The organism is Pseudomonas sp. E1MeOHC2, assembly GCF_058745025.1.
In genome coordinates, this window is record NZ_CP196675.1 from 2829193 (window position 1) to 2847900 (window position 18708).

The 18708-nt window shown below is 63.7% G+C and carries 18 protein-coding genes; 10 read left to right on the forward strand and 8 right to left on the reverse strand.

Annotated features, from left to right (window positions below; all coding sequences use genetic code 11):
• Window positions 1-4 precede the first annotated feature (4 nt).
• The 3 genes from ACSSU5_RS12580 to ACSSU5_RS12590 form a co-directional block, all read right to left on the reverse strand.
• Window positions 5-979 (reverse strand): serine/threonine protein kinase, encoded by a 975-nt coding sequence (locus ACSSU5_RS12580; protein ID WP_264310605.1) that lies wholly within the window; start codon window positions 977-979, stop codon window positions 5-7.
• Between the two features lie 62 nt (window positions 980-1041).
• Window positions 1042-1806, reverse strand: a complete 765-nt coding sequence (locus tag ACSSU5_RS12585) for a TOBE domain-containing protein (RefSeq protein WP_264313987.1) — start codon at window positions 1804-1806, stop codon at window positions 1042-1044.
• Window positions 1807-1884: 78 nt separating this feature from the next.
• Window positions 1885-2622, reverse strand: coding sequence for a double zinc ribbon domain-containing protein (locus tag ACSSU5_RS12590; protein ID WP_492561266.1), 738 nt, complete (start codon window positions 2620-2622; stop codon window positions 1885-1887).
• An 89-nt stretch (window positions 2623-2711) separates the two neighbouring features.
• On the opposite strand from ACSSU5_RS12590, the gene bioB reads away from it, so the two are divergent.
• The 8 genes from bioB (at window position 2712) to ACSSU5_RS12630 (ending at window position 11676) form a co-directional block, all read left to right on the forward strand.
• Window positions 2712-3770 carry a biotin synthase BioB gene (gene bioB / locus ACSSU5_RS12595; RefSeq protein ID WP_492561267.1) on the forward strand — a complete coding sequence of 353 codons (1059 nt, stop codon included), beginning with the start codon at window positions 2712-2714 and terminating at the stop codon, window positions 3768-3770.
• A gap of 1 nt (window position 3771) precedes the next feature.
• The gene (gene bioF / locus ACSSU5_RS12600) at window positions 3772-4944 is read left to right on the forward strand and encodes an 8-amino-7-oxononanoate synthase (RefSeq protein ID WP_264310602.1); all 1173 of its coding nucleotides are present in this window, start codon (window positions 3772-3774) and stop codon (window positions 4942-4944) included.
• Window positions 4937-5668: an alpha/beta fold hydrolase gene (locus ACSSU5_RS12605; RefSeq protein ID WP_264310601.1), complete on the forward strand. Its 732-nt coding sequence runs from the start codon at window positions 4937-4939 to the stop codon at window positions 5666-5668. Before bioF ends, ACSSU5_RS12605 begins: the two co-directional genes overlap by 8 nt.
• The gene (gene bioC / locus ACSSU5_RS12610; protein ID WP_492561268.1) at window positions 5661-6479 is read left to right on the forward strand and encodes a malonyl-ACP O-methyltransferase BioC; all 819 of its coding nucleotides are present in this window, start codon (window positions 5661-5663) and stop codon (window positions 6477-6479) included. Before ACSSU5_RS12605 ends, bioC begins: the two co-directional genes overlap by 8 nt.
• A 10-nt stretch (window positions 6480-6489) precedes the next feature.
• Complete coding sequence (bioD, locus tag ACSSU5_RS12615) at window positions 6490-7170, forward strand: dethiobiotin synthase (RefSeq protein ID WP_492561269.1); 681 nt, start codon at window positions 6490-6492, stop codon at window positions 7168-7170.
• A 112-nt stretch (window positions 7171-7282) separates the two neighbouring features.
• Entirely contained in the window at window positions 7283-7579 is a 297-nt protein-coding gene (locus ACSSU5_RS12620) for a pyrroloquinoline quinone biosynthesis protein PqqE (RefSeq protein WP_264310598.1), read from the forward strand.
• Window positions 7580-7890: 311 nt separating this feature from the next.
• Window positions 7891-9696, forward strand: coding sequence for a phenylacyl-CoA dehydrogenase (locus ACSSU5_RS12625; protein WP_264310597.1), 1806 nt, complete (start codon window positions 7891-7893; stop codon window positions 9694-9696).
• A 201-nt stretch (window positions 9697-9897) separates the two neighbouring features.
• Window positions 9898-11676: an acyl-CoA dehydrogenase C-terminal domain-containing protein gene (locus tag ACSSU5_RS12630; RefSeq protein ID WP_492561270.1), complete on the forward strand. Its 1779-nt coding sequence runs from the start codon at window positions 9898-9900 to the stop codon at window positions 11674-11676.
• A gap of 320 nt (window positions 11677-11996) precedes the next feature.
• Here ACSSU5_RS12630 and ACSSU5_RS12635 read toward each other — a convergent pair whose 3' ends face one another.
• Entirely contained in the window at window positions 11997-12920 is a 924-nt protein-coding gene (locus ACSSU5_RS12635; RefSeq protein WP_264310595.1) for a LysR family transcriptional regulator, read from the reverse strand.
• A gap of 210 nt (window positions 12921-13130) precedes the next feature.
• Here ACSSU5_RS12635 and ACSSU5_RS12640 point away from each other — a divergent pair, with 210 nt between their 5' ends.
• Together ACSSU5_RS12640 and ACSSU5_RS12645 are read left to right on the forward strand one after the other, a co-directional pair.
• Window positions 13131-14411 carry an aspartate aminotransferase family protein gene (locus ACSSU5_RS12640; protein ID WP_264310594.1) on the forward strand — a complete coding sequence of 427 codons (1281 nt, stop codon included), beginning with the start codon at window positions 13131-13133 and terminating at the stop codon, window positions 14409-14411.
• Window positions 14412-14562: 151 nt separating this feature from the next.
• The gene (locus tag ACSSU5_RS12645; RefSeq protein WP_033727371.1) at window positions 14563-14721 is read left to right on the forward strand and encodes a YqaE/Pmp3 family membrane protein; all 159 of its coding nucleotides are present in this window, start codon (window positions 14563-14565) and stop codon (window positions 14719-14721) included.
• Window positions 14722-14754: 33 nt separating this feature from the next.
• Here ACSSU5_RS12645 and ACSSU5_RS12650 read toward each other — a convergent pair whose 3' ends face one another.
• The 4 genes from ACSSU5_RS12650 to pqqC are packed head-to-tail and all read right to left on the reverse strand — an operon-like array spanning window position 14755 to window position 18703.
• Window positions 14755-16578 carry a S9 family peptidase gene (locus ACSSU5_RS12650; RefSeq protein ID WP_492561271.1) on the reverse strand — a complete coding sequence of 608 codons (1824 nt, stop codon included), beginning with the start codon at window positions 16576-16578 and terminating at the stop codon, window positions 14755-14757.
• Entirely contained in the window at window positions 16544-17704 is a 1161-nt protein-coding gene (gene pqqE, locus ACSSU5_RS12655) for a pyrroloquinoline quinone biosynthesis protein PqqE (protein WP_264310592.1), read from the reverse strand. The genes ACSSU5_RS12650 and pqqE overlap by 35 nt, the downstream gene beginning before the upstream one ends.
• Window positions 17676-17951, reverse strand: coding sequence for a pyrroloquinoline quinone biosynthesis peptide chaperone PqqD (gene pqqD, locus ACSSU5_RS12660; RefSeq protein WP_264310591.1), 276 nt, complete (start codon window positions 17949-17951; stop codon window positions 17676-17678). Before pqqD ends, pqqE begins: the two co-directional genes overlap by 29 nt.
• A complete protein-coding gene (gene pqqC, locus ACSSU5_RS12665; protein WP_492561272.1) occupies window positions 17948-18703 on the reverse strand; it encodes a pyrroloquinoline-quinone synthase PqqC in 756 nt (251 codons plus the stop codon). The genes pqqD and pqqC overlap by 4 nt, the downstream gene beginning before the upstream one ends.
• Window positions 18704-18708: the final 5 nt, after the last annotated feature.

Here is an 18708-nt window from a genome sequence, read left to right on the forward strand (position 1 = left end):
AGGCTTAGAACAACTTCAGCGGCGGCTCATCCAGTGCAGCCATCTGCTCGCGCAGTGCGAGAATCTGGTCACCCCAGTAGCGAGGTTGGCCAAACCACGGGAAGCTGCGCGGGAAGGCCGGGTCGTCCCAGCGGCGTGCCAGCCAGGCGCTGTGATGCAACTGGCGCAGGGCTCGCAAAGGCTCGATCAGGGGCAGCTCGCGCGGGTCGAAGTCATGGAATTCGTTGTAACCGTCGATCAGCTCTGCCAACTGGCCGAGGCGTTCCTCGCGGCTGCCGGCAAGCATCATCCACAGGTCTTGCACCGCCGGGCCCATGCGGCAGTCGTCGAGGTCGACGACGTGATAGACCTCGTCGCGATGCATCAGGTTGCCCGGGTGCAGGTCGCCGTGCAGGCGGATTGCCTTGTGTGGGGTACGGGCGTAGATATCTTCGACCCGTTTCAGTACGTCGCGGGCAACAGACTCGAAAGCGGGTAGCAATTCTCGCGGTACGAAGTTGCCCTCCAGCAGGGTTTTCAGTGACGCGTGGCCGAAGTTGTCCACAGCCAGCGCTTCGCGATGCTCGAACGGGCGTGTCGCTGCAACGGCGTGCAGGCGGCCGAGCAACTGGCCGAGGCGATACAGCTGGTCGAGGTTGCCGGGCTCCGGCGCATGGCCGCCGCGGCGGGGGAACAGGGTGAAGCGAAAACCCTGGTGTTCGAACAGCGTTCGGCCATCGTGCTGCAGAGGTGCGACCACGGGCACTTCACAATCGGCAAGCTCGGCGGTGAAGCGGTGTTCTTCGAGGATGGCCTCGTCGCTCCAGCGGCCTGGGCGGTAGAACTTGGCGATCAACGGCTGTGAGTCTTCGATGCCCACTTGGTAGACGCGGTTCTCGTAGCTGTTCAGGGCCAGGATACGGGCGTCGCTAAGAAAGCCAATGCTTTCCACGGCGTCCAGGACCAGGTCGGGGGTGAGGGTGTCGAAGGGGTGGGACATGGTGACTCCGGGGATGGGCGGCGTGGGGCCATGGTAGCGCATTCCAACCCGCCCAACCGGTCCTACACCGGCACCCCCAGCAGCACATAAGAAGGATGGAACTGCACCCGCACCGTGCTGGCGGTATCAACGCGATTGCGTGCCAACCAGTCCTGCTCGGCAAACGCGCACAACGTTTGCCCGTTACCCAACGCCAACCGCACCTCGCTGGGCCCGTCGGTTTCGGCCAGCACCTGCTCGACCGTTGCCTTCAGGCCGTTGCTGCCAGCGTCGGCTTCATCGCCATCCCCCAGCAGTTGCACCCATCCTGCCTTGAGCAGCGCCACGACCATTGTCCCCAATGTCAGCTCCAATCGCGCGGTGCTGTCGTGGGTAATCAGCGCCTCGATTTCCAGGCCGCCGCCCAGTGCCAGGCTTACCCGATCATGCCGGCCTTCCCGGCGCAGGCCGCTGACCTTGCCCTGCAGCTGATTGCGCGCACTGGTGCGCAGCATCAGTCGCCCGAGCAGGTCGAGGTCGCTGGAGTGTTCGGCCGCCTCCAGTACCTGCGCCTGCAATGCCTGCAAGCGCTGATACAGCCGCAGCACGCGCTCGCCTTCGGCCGAAAGCCGCGCCCCGCCGCCGCCCCGCCCGCCGGTGCTGCGCTCGACCAAGGGCTGGCTGGCCAGGTTGTTGAGCTCGTCGATGGCGTCCCAGGCAGCTTTGTAGCTGATGCCTGCGGCCTTGGCGGCGCGGGTGATCGAGCCTTGCTCGGCAATGTGCTGCAGCAGCGCGATGCGATGCGGGCGGCGGGCGATGTGTTGGGTAAGGAGGCTGGGCAGGGGCATGGGCAGGGTAGTCAGCAGTTGATCAAGGGACGGTGCCTTCATGGCAACGCATCGTCAAGCCATAGCGCCCCACGCAGATTACATCTGCCCAGGCTTGGGCGTGCGCGCCAGGCAATACACATCCACCCTGCGTGCCCCGGCCCTGGATAGCACCTCGGCAATCGCCTGCGCCGTGGCACCGGTGGTCAGCACGTCGTCAACCACCGCTACATGCCTGCCCTCCAACGCGCCATGGCCGGTGACACAGAACGCCTGGCGCAGGTTGCGCCGCCTGGCCTTGGCATCCAGATGCTGCTGCGCCGGGGTCTCGCGTGTACGCAGCAGCACCCGCTCGTCGCACGCAATGCCCAACTGCGACGACAGCCAGCGCGTCAGCATGCCCGCCTGGTTGAAGCCGCGCTCACGCAGTCGACGCTTGGCCAACGGAACAGGCAACAGCAGGTCAGGTGCTTGCAAGCCTTCTGCATAGCGGTGTTGCAGGCCATGGCCGAGCAATTCGGCCATCAACCGCCCCAAAGGCCACTGGCGGTTGTGCTTGAAACGGCTGATCAGGGTGTCTACCGGAAACCCGTAGTGCCATAGCGCGATGACTTGGTGGAACACCGGTACCCGGCGACAACACTGGGCGCAGGTCAGGTTGGCCATTGGCAAAGGCAGGGCGCAACGCAGGCAATAGTCTGTCAGCCAGGGCAGCTCCTGCTCGCAGGCGATACACAACGGATACGCCTGTTCGGCAGCCGCGTCGCATAGCAAACAGCGCTGGTTGATATTTGTACACTTGTAAACCAGTGCTTTCAGGCTGGGTTGACAGTTCATAGGCCTTCCATGACTATGCGAGCTATCCGTGATGCGCTGGCGGGCAATCCTGTCCCGGCGCCAGTTACAGCCTAAACAAGGAAACGCCGATGAGCGCCAGCACAACTGCAACAACACGTCACGACTGGTCCCTGGCCGAGGTCAAGGCGCTGTTCCAGCAACCGTTCAATGACCTGCTGTTCCAGGCGCAGACTGTGCACCGCGCGCATTTCGACCCAAACCGTGTGCAGGTTTCGACCCTGCTGTCGATCAAGACCGGCGCCTGCCCGGAAGATTGCAAATATTGTCCGCAGTCCGGCCACTACAACACCGGGCTTGAAAAACAGAAGCTGATGGAAGTACAGAAGGTGCTGGAAGAAGCCGCCCGCGCCAAAGCCATTGGTTCAACCCGCTTCTGCATGGGCGCGGCGTGGAAGCACCCGTCGGCCAAAGACATGCCCTACGTGCTGGAAATGGTCAAAGGCGTCAAAGCCATGGGCCTGGAAACCTGCATGACCCTCGGCAAGCTCGATCAGGACCAGACCCTGGCCCTGGCCCAGGCCGGCCTCGATTACTACAACCACAACCTCGACACCTCGCCGGAGTTCTACACCAGCATCATCACTACCCGTACCTACAGCGAGCGTCTGCAGACCCTGGCCTATGTGCGCGATGCGGGGATGAAGATCTGCTCGGGTGGCATCCTCGGCATGGGCGAGTCGCTGGACGACCGCGCCGGCCTGCTGATCCAGCTGGCCAACCTGCCCGAGCACCCAGAGTCGGTACCGATCAACATGCTGGTCAAGGTGGCTGGCACGCCCCTGGCCGAAGAAGAAGATGTCGACCCGTTCGACTTCATCCGCATGCTGGCAGTGGCCCGCCTGCTGATGCCCAAGTCGCATGTGCGCCTGTCCGCCGGCCGCGAGCAGATGAACGAGCAGATGCAGGCCCTGGCCTTCATGGCAGGCGCCAACTCGATCTTCTACGGCGAGAAGCTGCTGACCACCGCCAACCCGCAGGCCGACAAGGACATGCAGCTGTTCGCCCGCCTCGGCATCAAGCCTGAGGCCCGCGAAGAGCATGCCGATGAAGTGCACCAGGCCGCCATCGAACAGGCGCTGGTCGAACAGCGCAGCAGCGAGATGTTCTACAACGCAGCCTCGGCCTGAGATGGCCTTTGACCTGGCGGCGCGCCTGGCCGAACGGCGCGCTGCAGACCTGTATCGGCAACGGCCATTGCTGGAAAGCCCCCAGGGGCCGGAAGTGGTGGTCGATGGCCGGCCGCTGTTGGCGTTCTGCAGCAATGATTACCTTGGCCTTGCCAATCATCCCGACGTGATCGCGGCCTGGCAGGCTGGCGCCGAGCGCTGGGGTGTCGGCGGTGGCGCATCGCACCTGGTGGTCGGCCACAGCACGCCGCACCATCAGGTCGAGGAGGCGTTGGCGGAACTCACCGGGCGCCCGCGTGCATTGCTGTTCTCCACCGGCTACATGGCCAACCTGGGCGCCATCACCGCGCTGGTGGGGCAGGGCGACACGGTGTTGCAGGATCGCCTTAACCACGCCTCCCTGCTCGATGGCGGGCTGCTCAGTGGCGCCCGTTTCAACCGCTACCTGCACAACGACCCGGTCAGCCTGGGCAGCCGCCTGGACAAGGCCGTCGGCAATACCCTGGTGGTGACTGACGGCGTGTTCAGCATGGATGGCGACCTTGCCGATTTGCCGGCCCTGGCCAAGGTCGCCCGTGCCCGCGGCGCCTGGCTGATGGTCGATGATGCCCATGGCCTGGGCACCTTGGGCGCCCAAGGTGGCGGCATCGTCGAGCACTTTGGCCTGGGCGTCGATGACGTGCCGGTGCTGATCGGCACCCTGGGTAAAGCCTGCGGCACCGCAGGCGCCTTCGTTGCCGGCAGCGAGGAACTGATCGAGGCGCTGGTGCAGTTCGCACGCCCTTACATCTACACCACCAGCCAGCCGCCGGCGTTGGCCTGTGCCACGCTCAAGAGCCTGGAGCTGTTGCGCCGCGAAACCTGGCGCCGCGAGCACCTGGCCGCGTTGATCCGCCAGTTTCGCCAGGGCGCGCAGCAGATCGGCCTTGAGTTGATGGACAGCCCGACACCGATCCAGCCGATCATGATCGGTGACAGCGCGCAGGCACTGCGCCTGTCGCAGATGCTGCGCGAGCGTGGCTTGCTGGTGACGGCGATCCGCCCGCCCACCGTGCCCGCCGGCAGCGCCCGTCTGCGGGTGACGCTGAGCGCCGCGCACAGTGAAGCGCAGGTGCAGCTATTGTTGAATGCATTGGCCGAGTGTTATCCACAACTGGAGGCCGCCGATGCGTAACAGACTGATCCTTCTGCCCGGATGGGGGCTGGGTACTGCGGCGCTGGAGCCGTTGGCGGCCAGCCTGCGCGCTCAGGATGCCCGCCTGCAGGTCGAACTGATGCCTCTGCCGGAGCTGGCCGACGCTGATGTTCAAGCCTGGGTCGATCACCTCGATCGCAAGCTGCCCACCGACACCTGGTTGGGCGGTTGGTCGCTCGGCGGGATGCTGGCCAGCGCGTTGGCAAGCCAGCGCGGCGATCACTGCTGTGGCTTGTTGACCCTGGCCAGCAACCCCAGCTTCGTGGCGCGGCCGGACTGGCCCCACGGCATGGCCGAAGACACCTTTGGCACGTTTCTGGACGGTTGCCGCAGCCACACCCAGGTGACGCTCAAGCGCTTTCGCACCCTGTGCAGCGACGGCGCGCTGCAGCCGCGTACATTGCTGCGTCAGCTTGGCGTCGGGGTGCCAGACACCGACCCGCTGTACCTTGCCAGTGGATTGCAGGTGCTGGCGCAACTGGACACCCGCGCTGCGCTGCAACACTACGCCGGGCCGCAATTGCACCTGTTCGCCGGCAGTGATGCGCTGGTACCGGCGGAGGCCGCCAAGGCCCTGAGCGAACTGTTGCCGGACGTGGAAGTCGGCCTGGTCGAAGAGAGTTCCCACGCATTCCTGCTGGAGTACCCACAGGAGCTGGCGGCGGGCATCAAGAGTTTCCTGCATGAGAGTGGCGATGACTGACCTTTCCCGTCCGACCCTGCCCGGCGCGCTGCCGGACAAGCGCCAGGTAGCGGCCTCGTTTTCCCGCGCGGCGGCCAGTTACGACAGTGTCGCGGCCTTGCAGCGTGATGTCGGCATGAGCCTGCTGGGCCAGCTACCGGAGGGCCTGGCACCGTCGCGCTGGCTGGACCTGGGCAGCGGCACCGGGCACTTCAGCCGGGTGTTGGCCGAGCGCTTCGCGCAGGCCAGTGGCGTGGCAGTGGACATCGCCGAAGGCATGCTGCGCCATGCCCGCACTGAACAGCGCGGCGCGCAGTACCACGTGGTCGGCGATGCCGAACGCTTGCCGCTGCGCGATGCCAGCGTCGATCTGGTGTTCTCCAGCCTTGCGGTGCAGTGGTGCGGGCAGTTCGCCAGTGTCCTGGACGAGGCGCGCCGGGTGTTGCGCCCGGGCGGTGTGCTGGCCTTCAGCAGCCTGTGCGTCGGCACTCTCGATGAGCTGCGTGCCAGTTGGCAGGCCGTGGATGGCCTGGTGCATGTCAACCGCTTCCGCCGTTTCGACGATTACCAACGCCTGTGCGCGGGCAGTGGCTTGGAGCAGGTGACGCTGCAGCAGCGCGCGCACGTGCTGCACTACCCCGATGTGCGCAGCCTGACCCACGAGTTGAAGGCCCTGGGCGCGCACAATATCAACCCGGGCCGCCCCTCGGGGCTCACCGGCCGTGCCCGCATGCAGGGTTTGTTGCAGGCATATGAGGCATTTCGCCAGCCCCAGGGGCTGCCCGCCACTTACCAAGTGGTCTATGGTGTGTTGCGCAAGCCACAGGCGTAAGGGGAGTCAGATGAGCCAGGCCTACTTCATTGCCGGTACCGATACCGACGTCGGCAAGACCACCATTGCCGCCGGCCTGCTGCATGCGGCGCGATTGCAGGGCATGAGCACATTGGGCGCCAAGCCGGTGGCGTCAGGTTGCACGGTAACGCCAAAGGGGCTGCGCAACAGCGATGCGCAGGCGCTGATCGATGAAAGCACCATCAAATTGCCGTACGAACAGGTCAACCCGTTCGCCTTCGAGCCTGCGATTGCGCCGCATGTCGCCGCACGCGAGGCGGGCGTCACGCTGGGTGTGCCCGAGCTGCTGGCGGCGATGCGTAACGTACTGCAGCAAAACGCCGACTTCACGCTGATCGAAGGCGCCGGTGGCTGGCGTGTGCCGCTGTCGGGCCAGGCCAACCTGTCCGACCTGGCCATTGCCCTGCAACTGCCGGTAATCCTGGTGGTGGGGGTGCGCCTGGGCTGTATCAACCATGCCTTGCTCAGCGCCGAAGCGATTGCCCGCGATGGGCTGCAACTGGCGGGCTGGGTGGCGAACATTATCGAGCCGCGCACGTCGCGCCTCGAAGAGAACCTGGCCAGCCTCGCTGAGCGGTTGCCGGCGCCTTGCCTGGGCCGGGTACCGAAGTTGAAGTTGGCGAGTGCCGATATGGTGGCTGAGCATTTGCAGCTGGATTTGCTGGACTAACCGGCGCTGTCTATTGACTGGCACTATGCTATTAACGATTTTTACGGGCCTTTTCTGCCGTCGGCTGCTTTAATTAGGCCTGTTCGTCATCCAGCGTCAATGGAGTCCTGACATGGAAATCACCGGTAGCTCCGCCTACTACGCGGGCCTGAGCGCAATCCACACCGGCCAGAACCGCGTCGATCAAGCCGCCAGCCAGATCGCCAACAACACCGCCGAGCGCACCGCCACCAGCCAGTCGAGCGACTTTCAGGCAGAACGCCTGCGCGCTGTCGATCGCAGCCAGCAGATGGACCTGGCGACCAGTACCGTGCAATTGGCACTGGGCAAACATGAAGTCGAGCTTGGTGCGAAGGTGGTCAAGGCATCCGACGAAATGCTCGGCCGGTTCATCGACACCTACGCCTGATTCCAGGCTTCTCGCCTAACGCACCCGTCCAACCTTATGGGAGCGGGCTTGCCCGCGAATGCGTCTGCCCAGACACTTCTGTTATTTGGGCAGGCCTATTCGCGGGCGAGCCCGCTCCCACAGGTGTTTTTGTCGACTTGAAAAGCAGGGTGGCGTAAACGCCATTTTTCGTGGCGCAAATGGCACTATCGTCCCTCCTTGACATCCGGCCGTGCTAAACGTAAGTTTCAAACAACTGTTTGATCGAAGGCCGCCAAGCGCTTCTCGGTAGTACCGATCACCCCCCGAACTCATCACAGAGGTTCATCGCAATGCCTGACTACAAAGCCCCCTTGCGTGATATCCGTTTCGTTCGCGACGAACTGCTCGGCTACGAAGCGCATTATCAGAGCCTGCCGGGTTGCCAGGACGCCACGCCCGACATGGTCGACGCGATCCTCGAAGAAGGCGCGAAATTCTGTGAGCAGGTACTGGCCCCGCTGAACCGTGTTGGCGATCAGGAAGGCTGCACCTGGAGCGAGTCGGGTGTGAAGACGCCGACCGGTTTCAAGGCAGCTTACGAGCAGTTCGTCGAGGGTGGCTGGCCGAGCCTGGCCCATGATGTGGCCCACGGCGGCCAAGGCCTGCCAGAGTCGCTGGGCCTGGCCCTGAGCGAGATGGTCGGTGAGTCGAACTGGTCGTGGGGCATGTACCCTGGCTTGTCCCATGGCGCCATGAACACCATCTCCGAGCACGGCACGCCCGAGCAGCAAGAGACCTACCTGACCAAGCTGGTCTCCGGTGAGTGGACCGGCACCATGTGCCTGACCGAGCCGCACTGCGGCACCGACCTGGGCATGCTGCGCACCAAGGCTGAGCCGCAGGCTGACGGTTCGTACAAGGTGTCTGGCACCAAGATCTTCATTTCTGCTGGCGAGCACGACATGGCCGACAACATCGTCCATATCGTCCTGGCCCGCCTGCCCGATGCACCGGCCGGCACCAAAGGCATCTCGCTGTTCATCGTGCCCAAGTTCCTGCCCAACGCCGAAGGCGCTGCCGGTGAGCGCAACGCGGTGACCTGCGGCTCGATCGAGCACAAGATGGGCATCCACGGTAACGCCACCTGCGTGATGAACTTCGACGGTGCTACCGGCTACCTGATCGGCCCGGCCAACAAAGGCCTGAACTGCATGTTCACCTTCATGAACACCGCTCGCCTGGGCACCGCGCTGCAGGGCCTGGCCCACGCCGAAGTGGCCTTCCAGGGTGGCCTGAAGTACGCCCGTGAGCGCCTGCAGATGCGTTCGCTGACTGGCCCTAAAGCGCCTGAAAAGGCTGCCGACCCGATCATCGTCCACCCAGACGTGCGCCGCATGCTGCTGACCATGAAGGCCTTCGCCGAAGGCAACCGCGCCATGGTCTACTTCACTGCCAAGCAGGTGGACATCGTCAAGTACAGCCAGGACGAGGAAGAGCGCAAAAAAGCCGACGCCCTGCTGGCCTTCATGACCCCGATCGCCAAAGCCTTCATGACCGAAGTCGGCTTCGAAGCCGCCAACCATGGCGTGCAGATCTACGGTGGCCATGGCTTCATCGCCGAGTGGGGCATGGAGCAGAACGTGCGCGACAGCCGTATTTCCATGCTGTACGAAGGCACTACCGGCATCCAGGCCCTCGACCTGCTCGGCCGCAAGGTACTGATGACCCAAGGCGAAGCGCTGAAGGGCTTTACCAAGATCGTGCACAAGTTCTGCCAGGCGCAGGAAGGCAACGCTGCGGTCAAAGAGTTCGTCGAGCCTTTGGCGGCCATCAACAAGGAATGGGGCGAGCTGACCATGAAGGTCGGTATGGCTGCCATGAAAGACCGCGAAGAAGTGGGTGCCGCTTCTGTCGATTACCTGATGTATTCCGGTTACGCCTGCCTGGCCTACTTCTGGGCTGACATCGCCCGCCTGGCGGCCGAGAAGCTGGCTGCCGGTACCGCAGAAGAGGCGTTCTACACCGCCAAGCTGCAGACCGCGCGCTTCTACTTCCAGCGCATCCTGCCGCGTACCCGTACCCACGTGGCGACGATGCTGTCGGGTGCTGGGAACCTGATGGCAATGGATGAAGAGCACTTCGGTCTTTCTTACTGATCCACCACTTGCCCAAAAACCCGCCTGCCTTCATCGGCAGGCGGGTTTTTGCATTTTTGGGCGCCTTGTAGTGCGTGACTGTAAATGACTATGCGGTCTAGTGATGACCCTATGTCTCGTAAAAGTTGTTCGGTTACACTGCCAACAACCCAGTGTCGCGGTTCTCCGAGACCGCCCCGACCCTACTAGCGAGAGGTTGTCATGGCCGACTATAAAGCGCCCCTGCGCGACATGCGCTTCGTTTTGAATGAAGTCTTCAACGTGACCGAGCAATGGGCGCAGTTGCCCGCGCTGGCCGAAGTGGTCGATGCCGAGACCGCCCTGGCCGTGCTGGAAGAGGCCTGCAAGGTGACCGCCAGAACCATCGCCCCGCTCAGCCGCGCTGCCGACGAAGAAGGCTGCCACTGGGACAGCGGCGCGGTGCGCACGCCGGCCGGCTTTATCGAGGCCTACAACACCTATGCCCAAGGCGGCTGGGTGGGCGTTGGCGGTGACCCGCTGTTCGGTGGCATGGGTATGCCCAAGGTCATCTCGGCCCAGGTCGAAGAAATGGTCAACGCGTCGAGCCTGGCCTTCGGCCTGTACCCGATGCTGACCGCTGGCGCTTGCCTGTCGATCAATGCCCACGCCAGTGAAGCGCTCAAGGCAAAGTACCTGCCCAACATGTACGCCGGTGTGTGGGCCGGCTCCATGTGCCTGACCGAGCCCCATGCCGGTACCGACCTGGGCATCATCCGCACCAAAGCAGAACCCCAGGCCGACGGCAGCTACAAGGTCAGTGGCACCAAGATCTTCATCACCGGTGGCGAACACGACCTGACCGAGAACATCATCCACCTGGTGCTGGCCAAGCTGCCTGACGCGCCAGCCGGGCCTAAAGGCATTTCGTTGTTCCTGGTGCCTAAGTTCCTGGTCAATGACGACGGCAGCCTGGGCGCGCGTAACCCGGCCACCTGTGGCTCGATCGAACACAAGATGGGCATCCAGGCTTCGGCCACCTGTGTGATGAACTTCGACGAAGCGGTCGGGTACATCGTCGGTGAGCCCAACAAGGGCCTGGCGGCCATGTTCACCATGATGAACTACGAGCGCCTGGGTGTAGGCATCCAGGGCCTGGCCTCGGCCGAACGTTCCTACCAGAACGCCGTGGAATACGCCCGCGACCGCCTGCAGAGCCGTGCCCCGACCGGCCCGCACGCCAAGGACAAGGCCGCCGACCCGATCATCGTCCACCCCGACGTGCGCCGCATGCTGTTGACCATGAAAGGCTTGATCGAAGGTGGCCGCGCCTTCTCAAGCTACGTGGCGATGCAGCTCGACAGTGCCAAGTACAGCGAAGACGCGACCACGCGCAAGCGCAGCGAAGAGCTGGTGGCGCTGTTGACCCCGGTGGCCAAGGCCTTCCTCACCGACCTTGGCCTGGAGTGCACCGTGCATGGTCAGCAGGTGTTCGGTGGGCATGGCTACATTCGCGAATGGGGGCAGGAGCAATTGGTGCGTGATGTGCGCATCACGCAGATCTACGAAGGCACCAACGGCATCCAGGCCCTCGACCTGGTGGGGCGCAAGGTGGTTGCCAGTGGTGGTGCGTACTACAGGCTGTTCTCGGACGAAATCCGTGGGTTTATCGCCAGTGCTGGCAGTGACCTGGACGAGTTCGCCAAGCCGCTGGGCGCTTACCTCGACCAACTGGACGGGCTGACCGAGTGGGTACTGGAGCAGGCCAAGGGCAACCCCAATGAAATTGGCGCAGCCTCGGTCGAGTACCTGCATGCCTTTGGTTACGTTGCCTATGGCTACATGTGGGCGTTGATGGCTCGGGCTGCCAAGGCCGGCGAGGGTGATGAAGCATTCTATTCGGGCAAGCTGGGGACGGCGCGGTTCTACTTCGCGCGCCTGCTGCCGCGGGTGCAGTCGTTGGTGGCGTCGGTGAAGGCGGGGAGTGAGTCGTTGTACCTGCTGGACGCTGAGCAGTTCTGAGGACGCCGGGGCCGCGTTGCGGCCCTTTCGCGGCGCAAGGCCGCTCCCACAGGGACAGCACCGCCCCCATTGCCTGTATGACTAGCAATGAGTCGCCTTTGTAAGCTTTCTCCTACACGACGTGGTGACTTTTCACCACTGTTCTCAGATTGGATCCACGTGTAATCTTTACCACATGGACGTTGCGCAGGAAGCGCAAAGGACAGATCAAGGATGACGACGAAGGACCACCTGCCAGGATGGCGGGACGATACGGATGTCACAGGGAAACAGTCTGGGAAACCCCGCTTCGGCGGGGTTTTCTTTGTGCGCGTGTTTTGTCAGCCGAGCACATCCAGCGGCGAGCCCCCCAGTTGGCGCGCGTCTGTCTCTTCTTCCAGCAACGTACGCAGCAGCTCGACCGACGCTTGCTGGCGCTGCGCATCGCGGAACACCAGGCCAACCTTGAGCGGTACTCGCGGCTCGCTCAGCGGCTTCCACAGCAGACCCTGGTCATCCTCGGCCGCATCCTTGGCCCGACCCGGCAGAATGGTGGCCAGCGCCGTGTGCGCCAGGCTGTCGAGAATCCCCGCCATGTTATTCATCTCTGCCTGAACCTGTGGCCGACGGCCCTGGCTGGCCAGTTGCGCCTGCCAGATCTGGCGAATCTGGAACTCCTCGCCCAGCATCAGCATGGGCAGCTCGGCGGCCTGGCGGATCGATACCTTCTTGAAATCCTTCAAGGGGTGGGTATCGGGGATGACCAGCTGCAGTTCATCTTCGTACAACAGCAGGCCATGCAGGCCAGGTTGGCGCGGCGGCAGGTAGCTGATGCCGATGTCCAGGCTGCCATTGAGCAGGCGCCGTTCGATTTCCAGCCCCGACAATTCGTAGATCTGCACGACGAGATGCGGCTGCGCCCTGCGCAAGCGTTCGAGCAACTGCGGCACCAGGCTGGGCCGCACGGTCTGCAGCACGCCGATGGCCAAGGTGCGCAGGGACTGGCCCTTGAAGTTGCGCATGGCCTCATGGGCCCGCTGCAGGCCATCGAGTAGCGGCAGGGCATGGTTGTACAGGGTGTGGGCGGCCAAGGTCGGCAGCAGGCGCTTGTTGCTACGTTCGAACAGGCTCAGGTCGAGGCTGTGTTCCAGTTGGCGGATCTGCTGGGAAAGCGCCGGTTGGGACAGTGACAGACGCTCGGCGGCGCGGCCCACATGGCCTTCTTCGTACACCGCGACGAAATAACGCAGTTGGCGGAAATCCATAAGTAACACTTATCGAAAATGCTGGAAAAACGGAATGGTCGAAAACCTTCGCGAAGCCTAGTCTATCGCCGTATTCCAGTGGGTTACAGCGGTTAATCAGCCGATTGTTACCTGGAATGAAAAACACTTTTGATAGGCAAGGCTGAATATCAAGTGCTGGCATCAAGACCGCACGTTGGCCGCCCTTTACCGTGATTGGTTGGAGCCCTGATGAACCTGTTCAACCTGCGCCGCTCGGCTACTGCCGCCGTCGCCGAGGCCGAGCGTGCGCCGGTGATCGTTGCGGATGCGCCGCAGTTGTCCCGTGAGCGCCTGATGCCGAGTACCGAACGTGCTTCGCAGGTTTTCGTGCGCGGCCAGGGGTCGTGGTTGTGGGACAGCGAGGGCCATGCCTTCCTTGACTTCACCCAGGGGGGCGCGGTGAACAGCCTGGGCCACAGCCCCAGCGTGCTGGTCAAGGCGCTGGGTAGCCAGGCCCAGGCGCTGATCAATCCGGGTGCGGGTTACCACAGCCGTGCCCTGCTGGCCCTGGTCGAGCGCCTCTGCCAAAGCACCGGCAGCGACCAGGCCTACCTGCTCAACAGCGGCGCCGAAGCCTGCGAAGGGGCAATCAAGCTGGCGCGCAAATGGGGCCAACTGCACCGCAACGGCGCCTATCACATCATCACCGCCAGCCAGGCTTGTCATGGCCGCAGCCTGGGCGCGCTGTCGGCCTCCGACCCGCTGCCGTGCAATCGCTGCGAGCCCGGCCTACCGGGCTTCAGCAAGGTGCCGTTCAATGACCTGGCGGCGCTGCATGCCGAAGTAGATTCACGCACCGTGGCGATCATGCTTGAGCCGATCCAGGGCGAGGCGGGGGTTATTCCGGCCACGCAGGCGTACCTCAAAGGGGTCGAGAAGCTGTGCCGCGAGCTGGGCATCTTGCTGATTCTGGATGAAGTGCAGACCGGCATCGGCCGTTGTGGCGCATTGCTTGCCGAGCAGACCTACGGTGTGCGTGCCGACATCATCACCCTGGGCAAGGGCCTGGGTGGTGGTGTGCCGCTGGCCGCCTTGCTGGCCCGTGGCAGCGCTTGCTGCGCCGAGCCCGGTGAGCTGGAAGGCAGCCACCATGGCAACGCGCTGATGAGCGCGGCAGGCCTGGCCGTGCTGGACACCGTGCTGGAGCCTGGTTTCTTCGAGCAGGTGCAGGACAACGGCCGCCACCTGCGCGAAGGCCTTAGCCGCTTGGCTGGGCGTTATGGCCAAGGCGAGGTCCGTGGCCAAGGGTTGCTATGGGCCTTGCAATTGCAAGAGCGCGTTGCCCAGGACTTGGTAAAGGCAGCCTTGCACGAAGGCCTGCTGCTTAACGCACCGCAGGCCGATGTGGTGCGCTTCTCGCCGGCGCTGACCGTGAGCAAGGGCAACATCGACGAAATGCTCCTGCGCCTGGCCCGCGCCTTTGCCCGCCTGCATGCACAGCAGCAGGCCCGCCGCGAAATGCCGGCGTAACCGAATTCAACGAACCGTCTGGCGTTCCTGCGCATCGCCCCTGGCCTGTTTCATTTGGTCAGGGGCGTTTTTTTTGCCTGGCATTGGGGGCGTGTGGAACCTCTACGATGCGCGGCTAGTCTCTGTTGAAACCCCTTCAGGAGAGACTTGCATGGACTTCATTCGCATCATCATCGCCATCTTGCTGCCGCCGCTTGGGGTATTTCTGCAGGTGGGGTTCGCCGGGGCGTTCTGGCTGAATATCCTGCTGACGCTATTGGGGTACATTCCGGGGATCGTGCACGCGGTGTATATCATCGCCAAGCGCTGACAACATCGGGGCCGCAACGCGGCCCCCTTGGCTTTACTGCCCCAACACCCGGCAATAGAACTTCCATTCTTCTTCCAACGCATGCGCCAGGTTCTGGGCCTTGCGGAACCCGTGCCGCTCCCCCGCATAGAAGTGCCCTTGCGCATCGATGCCATTTGCCTTGAGTGCATCGAGCATCAGGCGTGTCTGTTCCGGCACCACCACCGCATCCAGCTCACCCTGGAAGAAAATCACCGGCACCTTGATCTGCGCTGCATGCAGCAGTGGCGTGCGGGCGCGATAGCGTTCGGCGTCCTGTAGCGGGTCGCCGATCAACCAGTCCAGGTAATCCCCTTCGAACTTGTGCGTGGCGCGGCCCAGGGCGATGGGGTCACTGACGCCGTAAAGGCTGGCCCCAGCCCGGAACACGTCATGGAATGCCAGGGCACACAGCGTGGTGTATCCCCCCGCGCTGCCGCCCCGAATAAAGGCTTTGCTCGGGTCGATCAGCCCCTGATCCGCCAGGTGCGCGACAACCGCGCAGGCATCCTCGACATCGCTCTCGCCCCAACGTAGGTGCAGTGCCTGGCGATAGTCGCGCCCATAGCCTGTGCTACCCCGGTAGTTGAGGTCAGCGACGGCGAAGCCTCGTTGGGTCCAGTACTGGATGCGTGGGTCGAGTACCGGGTAGCACGCCGAGGTCGGCCCGCCATGGATAAACACCACCAGGGGGGCGGACGCGCCAACGTTCATGGCCGGGTAGAAGAAACCATGGGCGATGCCGTTGCCGCTGGCGTAGCGGATAGCGTGCGGCTGGCTGATGGATTCGGCGGGTAGCACCTCGGCACCACCGGCCAGCACCCGTACCTCATGATTGCTACGGTCGATGGCAATGACTGCCGGTGGGCTGATGGGTGATGCGGCGATGGCATAGAGCTGCTCGGCATCCATGGCCAGGCTGCGAAAGCGCGTGTAGGCGCTGGCGAAGCGCTCTACCGGTTGGTCGGCGGTGCGCAGCCCCAACTGGGCAAAACCGTCCACGAACCAGCTGGCCACATAGCGTTGCGGCCCCAGGGCCAGCCACGTGCAGGTGCCAAGTTGCCAGGGCGCTGCAGCGTGGTCGGCGGCTTCGGCGGGCAGGGCTTGCCAGTGCCCGTCGATTTCGCCCCAGGGTTGCCAGAAGCCGTTGCGATCCGACAGGCAATACAATTGGCCGTCTTCGTCGAAGCGCGGTTGCTGCAAGGATTCTTCCACGCCTGCCAGGCAACGCGCAGCCCCCCAAGCGCCGCTGCTGTCACGCTCGCGAAGCATCAGGCGAGTGTGTGTCCAAGGCTGCGCCGGGCGGTCCCATTCGACCCAGGCCAGGCGCTGACCGTCGTTGCTCAAGGTGGGTGATGCGTAGAAGTCGGCACCTTCTGCCAGCACCTGGCGGGCGCCTTCGCCCAGGGCGATGAGGCGATGCTCCACGGTTTGCCCATGACATTCTTCGACCGCCAGCACCTGGCCGTCATGCCATTGCACATCGCCGTAGCGGCAGTCGTCGGCCTGGGTAAGCGGGCGCGGCATCTCGCCATCCAGCCCTTGGGTGTAAACCTGTTGATCCTTTTCGTTGACGAAGACCACCCCGTCACCGCCGATACAGAAGCTGCCGCCCCCGTATTCGTACACCCGGCTGCGCACGCTGAAGCCATCCGGTGTCAGGCACTGGGCCTGGTGCTGGTGCCAGTGCCAGATTCGGCAAGCACCGTCGGCTGGGCGAAACTCGTTCCAGAACAACCCGGTCGGGTCGACCTTGAGCTCGGCGAAGTCGGTGCCTGCGGCGACTGCCTGGGCCGCGCTGAAATCAGCCGCGGGCGATGACACGGGAGTTTCGTTCATTGCGGAAGGTCATCTGTTCAATGGCGAGTTGGGCGGTTTCTGCCTCCTCGCGGGCCTTGAGGATGATGCCGTGGTCAGCCGATTTTGCGCACACCGGGTCGGCGTTGCTGGCATCGCCAGTGAGCATGAACGCCTGGCAACGGCAGCCGCCGAAGTCCTTTTCTTTCTCGTCGCAGGAGCGGCAAGGCTCAGGCATCCATTGGTAACCGCGGAAGCGGTTGAAACCGAACGAGTCGTACCAGATGTGGTGCAGGTCGTGGTCACGCACGTTGGGGAACTGCACCGGCAGCTGGCGGGCGCCGTGGCAGGGCAGGGCGGTGCCGTCCGGGGTGATGGTCAGGAACAGGTTGCCCCAGCCATTCATGCAGGCCTTTGGGCGCTCTTCGTAGTAGTCCGGGGTGACGAAGATCAGCTTGCAGGGGTTGCCTTCGGCCTTGAGCTTGTCGCGGTACTCGTTGGTGATGCGCTCGGCCCGCTCCAGCTGCGCCTGGGTCGGCAGCAGGCCCAAGCGGTTGAGGTGCGCCCAGCCATAGAACTGGCAGGTGGCGAGCTCGACGAAGTCGGCTTCGAGCGCGATGCACAGCTCGATGATGCGGTCGGTCTTGTCGATGTTGTGCCGATGGGTAACGAAGTTGAGCACCATCGGGTAGCCGTGGGCCTTTACGGCACGGGCCATCTCCAGCTTCTGCGCGAAGGCCTTCTTCGAGCCGGCCAGCAGGTTGTTCACCTGCTCGTCACTGGCCTGGAAGCTGATCTGGATGTGGTCCAGGCCAGCTTTTTTGAACTCGGCGATGCGGGCTTCGGTGAGGCCGATGCCGGAGGTGATCAGGTTGGTGTAGTAGCCCAGCCGACGGGCCTCGCCGATCAGTTCGGCGAGGTCCTGGCGCACCAGCGGTTCGCCACCGGAAAAGCCGATTTGTGCGGCGCCCATTTCGCGCGCTTCGGCCATCACCTTGAACCACTGCGCGGTGCTCAGCTCCTTGCCCTGCTCTGCAAAATCCAGCGGGTTGGAGCAATACGGGCATTGCAGCGGGCAACGGTAGGTCAGCTCGGCCAGCAGCCACAACGGCAAGCCGACCTCGGGCGTGGCCGGCAACTCAGGTGAGGACGATCCAGTGTTCGCCACGGGCCACCTCCATGAACTGCTCAATGTCGTCGGCAACTTCCGGTACATCGGGGAACTGCCGCGCAAGTTCGGCAATGATCGCCGCGACGTCGCGCTGGCCATCAATTAGGCCGCCGATCAGCGCGGCGCTTTCGTTGAGCTTGATCATGCCTTCGGGGTACAGCAACACATGGCCTTTCTGGGCCGGCTCGTACTGGAAGCGGTAGCCGGGGCGCCAGTTCGGCACCTGCTTGCGATCGAAACTCATAGGGCGATCCCCTTGTGCCAGACCCGTTCCTGGGTGACCGAATGATAAGGTGGGCGGTTCAGCTCGTAGGCCATGCTCATGGCATCGAGCATGCTCCAGAGGATATCCAGCTTGAACTGCAGGATCTCCAGCATACGCTCCTGGCCCGCGCGGGTGGTGTAGTGCTGCAAGGTGATCGCCAGCCCGTGCTCGACATCACGCCGGGCCTGGCCCAGGCGAGTGCGGAAGTATTCGTAGCCGGTGGGGTCGATCCAGGGGTAGTGCTGTGGCCAGCTGTCCAGCCGCGACTGGTGGATCTGCGGGGCGAACAGCTCGGTCAGCGAGCTGCTGGCCGCCTCTTGCCAGCTGGCGCGGCGGGCGAAGTTGACGTAGGCATCGACCGCAAAACGCACGCCGGGCAGCACCAGCTCTTGGGAACGCAGTTGATCGGGGTCCAGGCCCACGGCCTGGCCAAGGCGCAGCCAGGCTTCGATGCCACCGTCTTCGCCAGGTGCACCATCATGGTCGAGCAGGCGCTGGATCCACTCGCGGCGTACTTCGCGGTCCGGGCAGTTGGCCAGGATCGCGGCATCCTTCATCGGGATGTTGACCTGGTAGTAGAAGCGGTTGGCTACCCAGCCCTGGATTTGCTCGCGGGTGGCGCGGCCCTGGTACATCGCCACGTGATACGGGTGATGAATGTGGTAGTAGGCGCCTTTGGCGCGCAGGGCCTGCTCGAATTCGGCAGGGGACATCGGCAATGGGTCGCTCATCAGGC

Coding starts and splice junctions, on each gene's coding strand:
- bioB (WP_492561267.1), top strand. CDS start 2,712: ATGAGCGCCAGCACAACTGCAACAACACGTCACGACTGGTCCCTGGCC.
- ACSSU5_RS12580 (WP_264310605.1), bottom strand. CDS start 979: ATGTCCCACCCCTTCGACACCCTCACCCCCGACCTGGTCCTGGACGCC.
- ACSSU5_RS12590 (WP_492561266.1), bottom strand. CDS start 2,622: ATGAACTGTCAACCCAGCCTGAAAGCACTGGTTTACAAGTGTACAAAT.
- ACSSU5_RS12645 (WP_033727371.1), top strand. CDS start 14,563: ATGGACTTCATTCGCATCATCATCGCCATCTTGCTGCCGCCGCTTGGG.
- pqqD (WP_264310591.1), bottom strand. CDS start 17,951: ATGAGTTTCGATCGCAAGCAGGTGCCGAACTGGCGCCCCGGCTACCGC.
- pqqC (WP_492561272.1), bottom strand. CDS start 18,703: ATGAGCGACCCATTGCCGATGTCCCCTGCCGAATTCGAGCAGGCCCTG.
- ACSSU5_RS12650 (WP_492561271.1), bottom strand. CDS start 16,578: ATGAACGAAACTCCCGTGTCATCGCCCGCGGCTGATTTCAGCGCGGCC.
- ACSSU5_RS12635 (WP_264310595.1), bottom strand. CDS start 12,920: ATGGATTTCCGCCAACTGCGTTATTTCGTCGCGGTGTACGAAGAAGGC.
- bioD (WP_492561269.1), top strand. CDS start 6,490: ATGAGCCAGGCCTACTTCATTGCCGGTACCGATACCGACGTCGGCAAG.
- ACSSU5_RS12630 (WP_492561270.1), top strand. CDS start 9,898: ATGGCCGACTATAAAGCGCCCCTGCGCGACATGCGCTTCGTTTTGAAT.
- ACSSU5_RS12625 (WP_264310597.1), top strand. CDS start 7,891: ATGCCTGACTACAAAGCCCCCTTGCGTGATATCCGTTTCGTTCGCGAC.
- ACSSU5_RS12605 (WP_264310601.1), top strand. CDS start 4,937: ATGCGTAACAGACTGATCCTTCTGCCCGGATGGGGGCTGGGTACTGCG.
- ACSSU5_RS12640 (WP_264310594.1), top strand. CDS start 13,131: ATGAACCTGTTCAACCTGCGCCGCTCGGCTACTGCCGCCGTCGCCGAG.
- bioF (WP_264310602.1), top strand. CDS start 3,772: ATGGCCTTTGACCTGGCGGCGCGCCTGGCCGAACGGCGCGCTGCAGAC.
- ACSSU5_RS12620 (WP_264310598.1), top strand. CDS start 7,283: ATGGAAATCACCGGTAGCTCCGCCTACTACGCGGGCCTGAGCGCAATC.
- bioC (WP_492561268.1), top strand. CDS start 5,661: ATGACTGACCTTTCCCGTCCGACCCTGCCCGGCGCGCTGCCGGACAAG.
- ACSSU5_RS12585 (WP_264313987.1), bottom strand. CDS start 1,806: ATGCCCCTGCCCAGCCTCCTTACCCAACACATCGCCCGCCGCCCGCAT.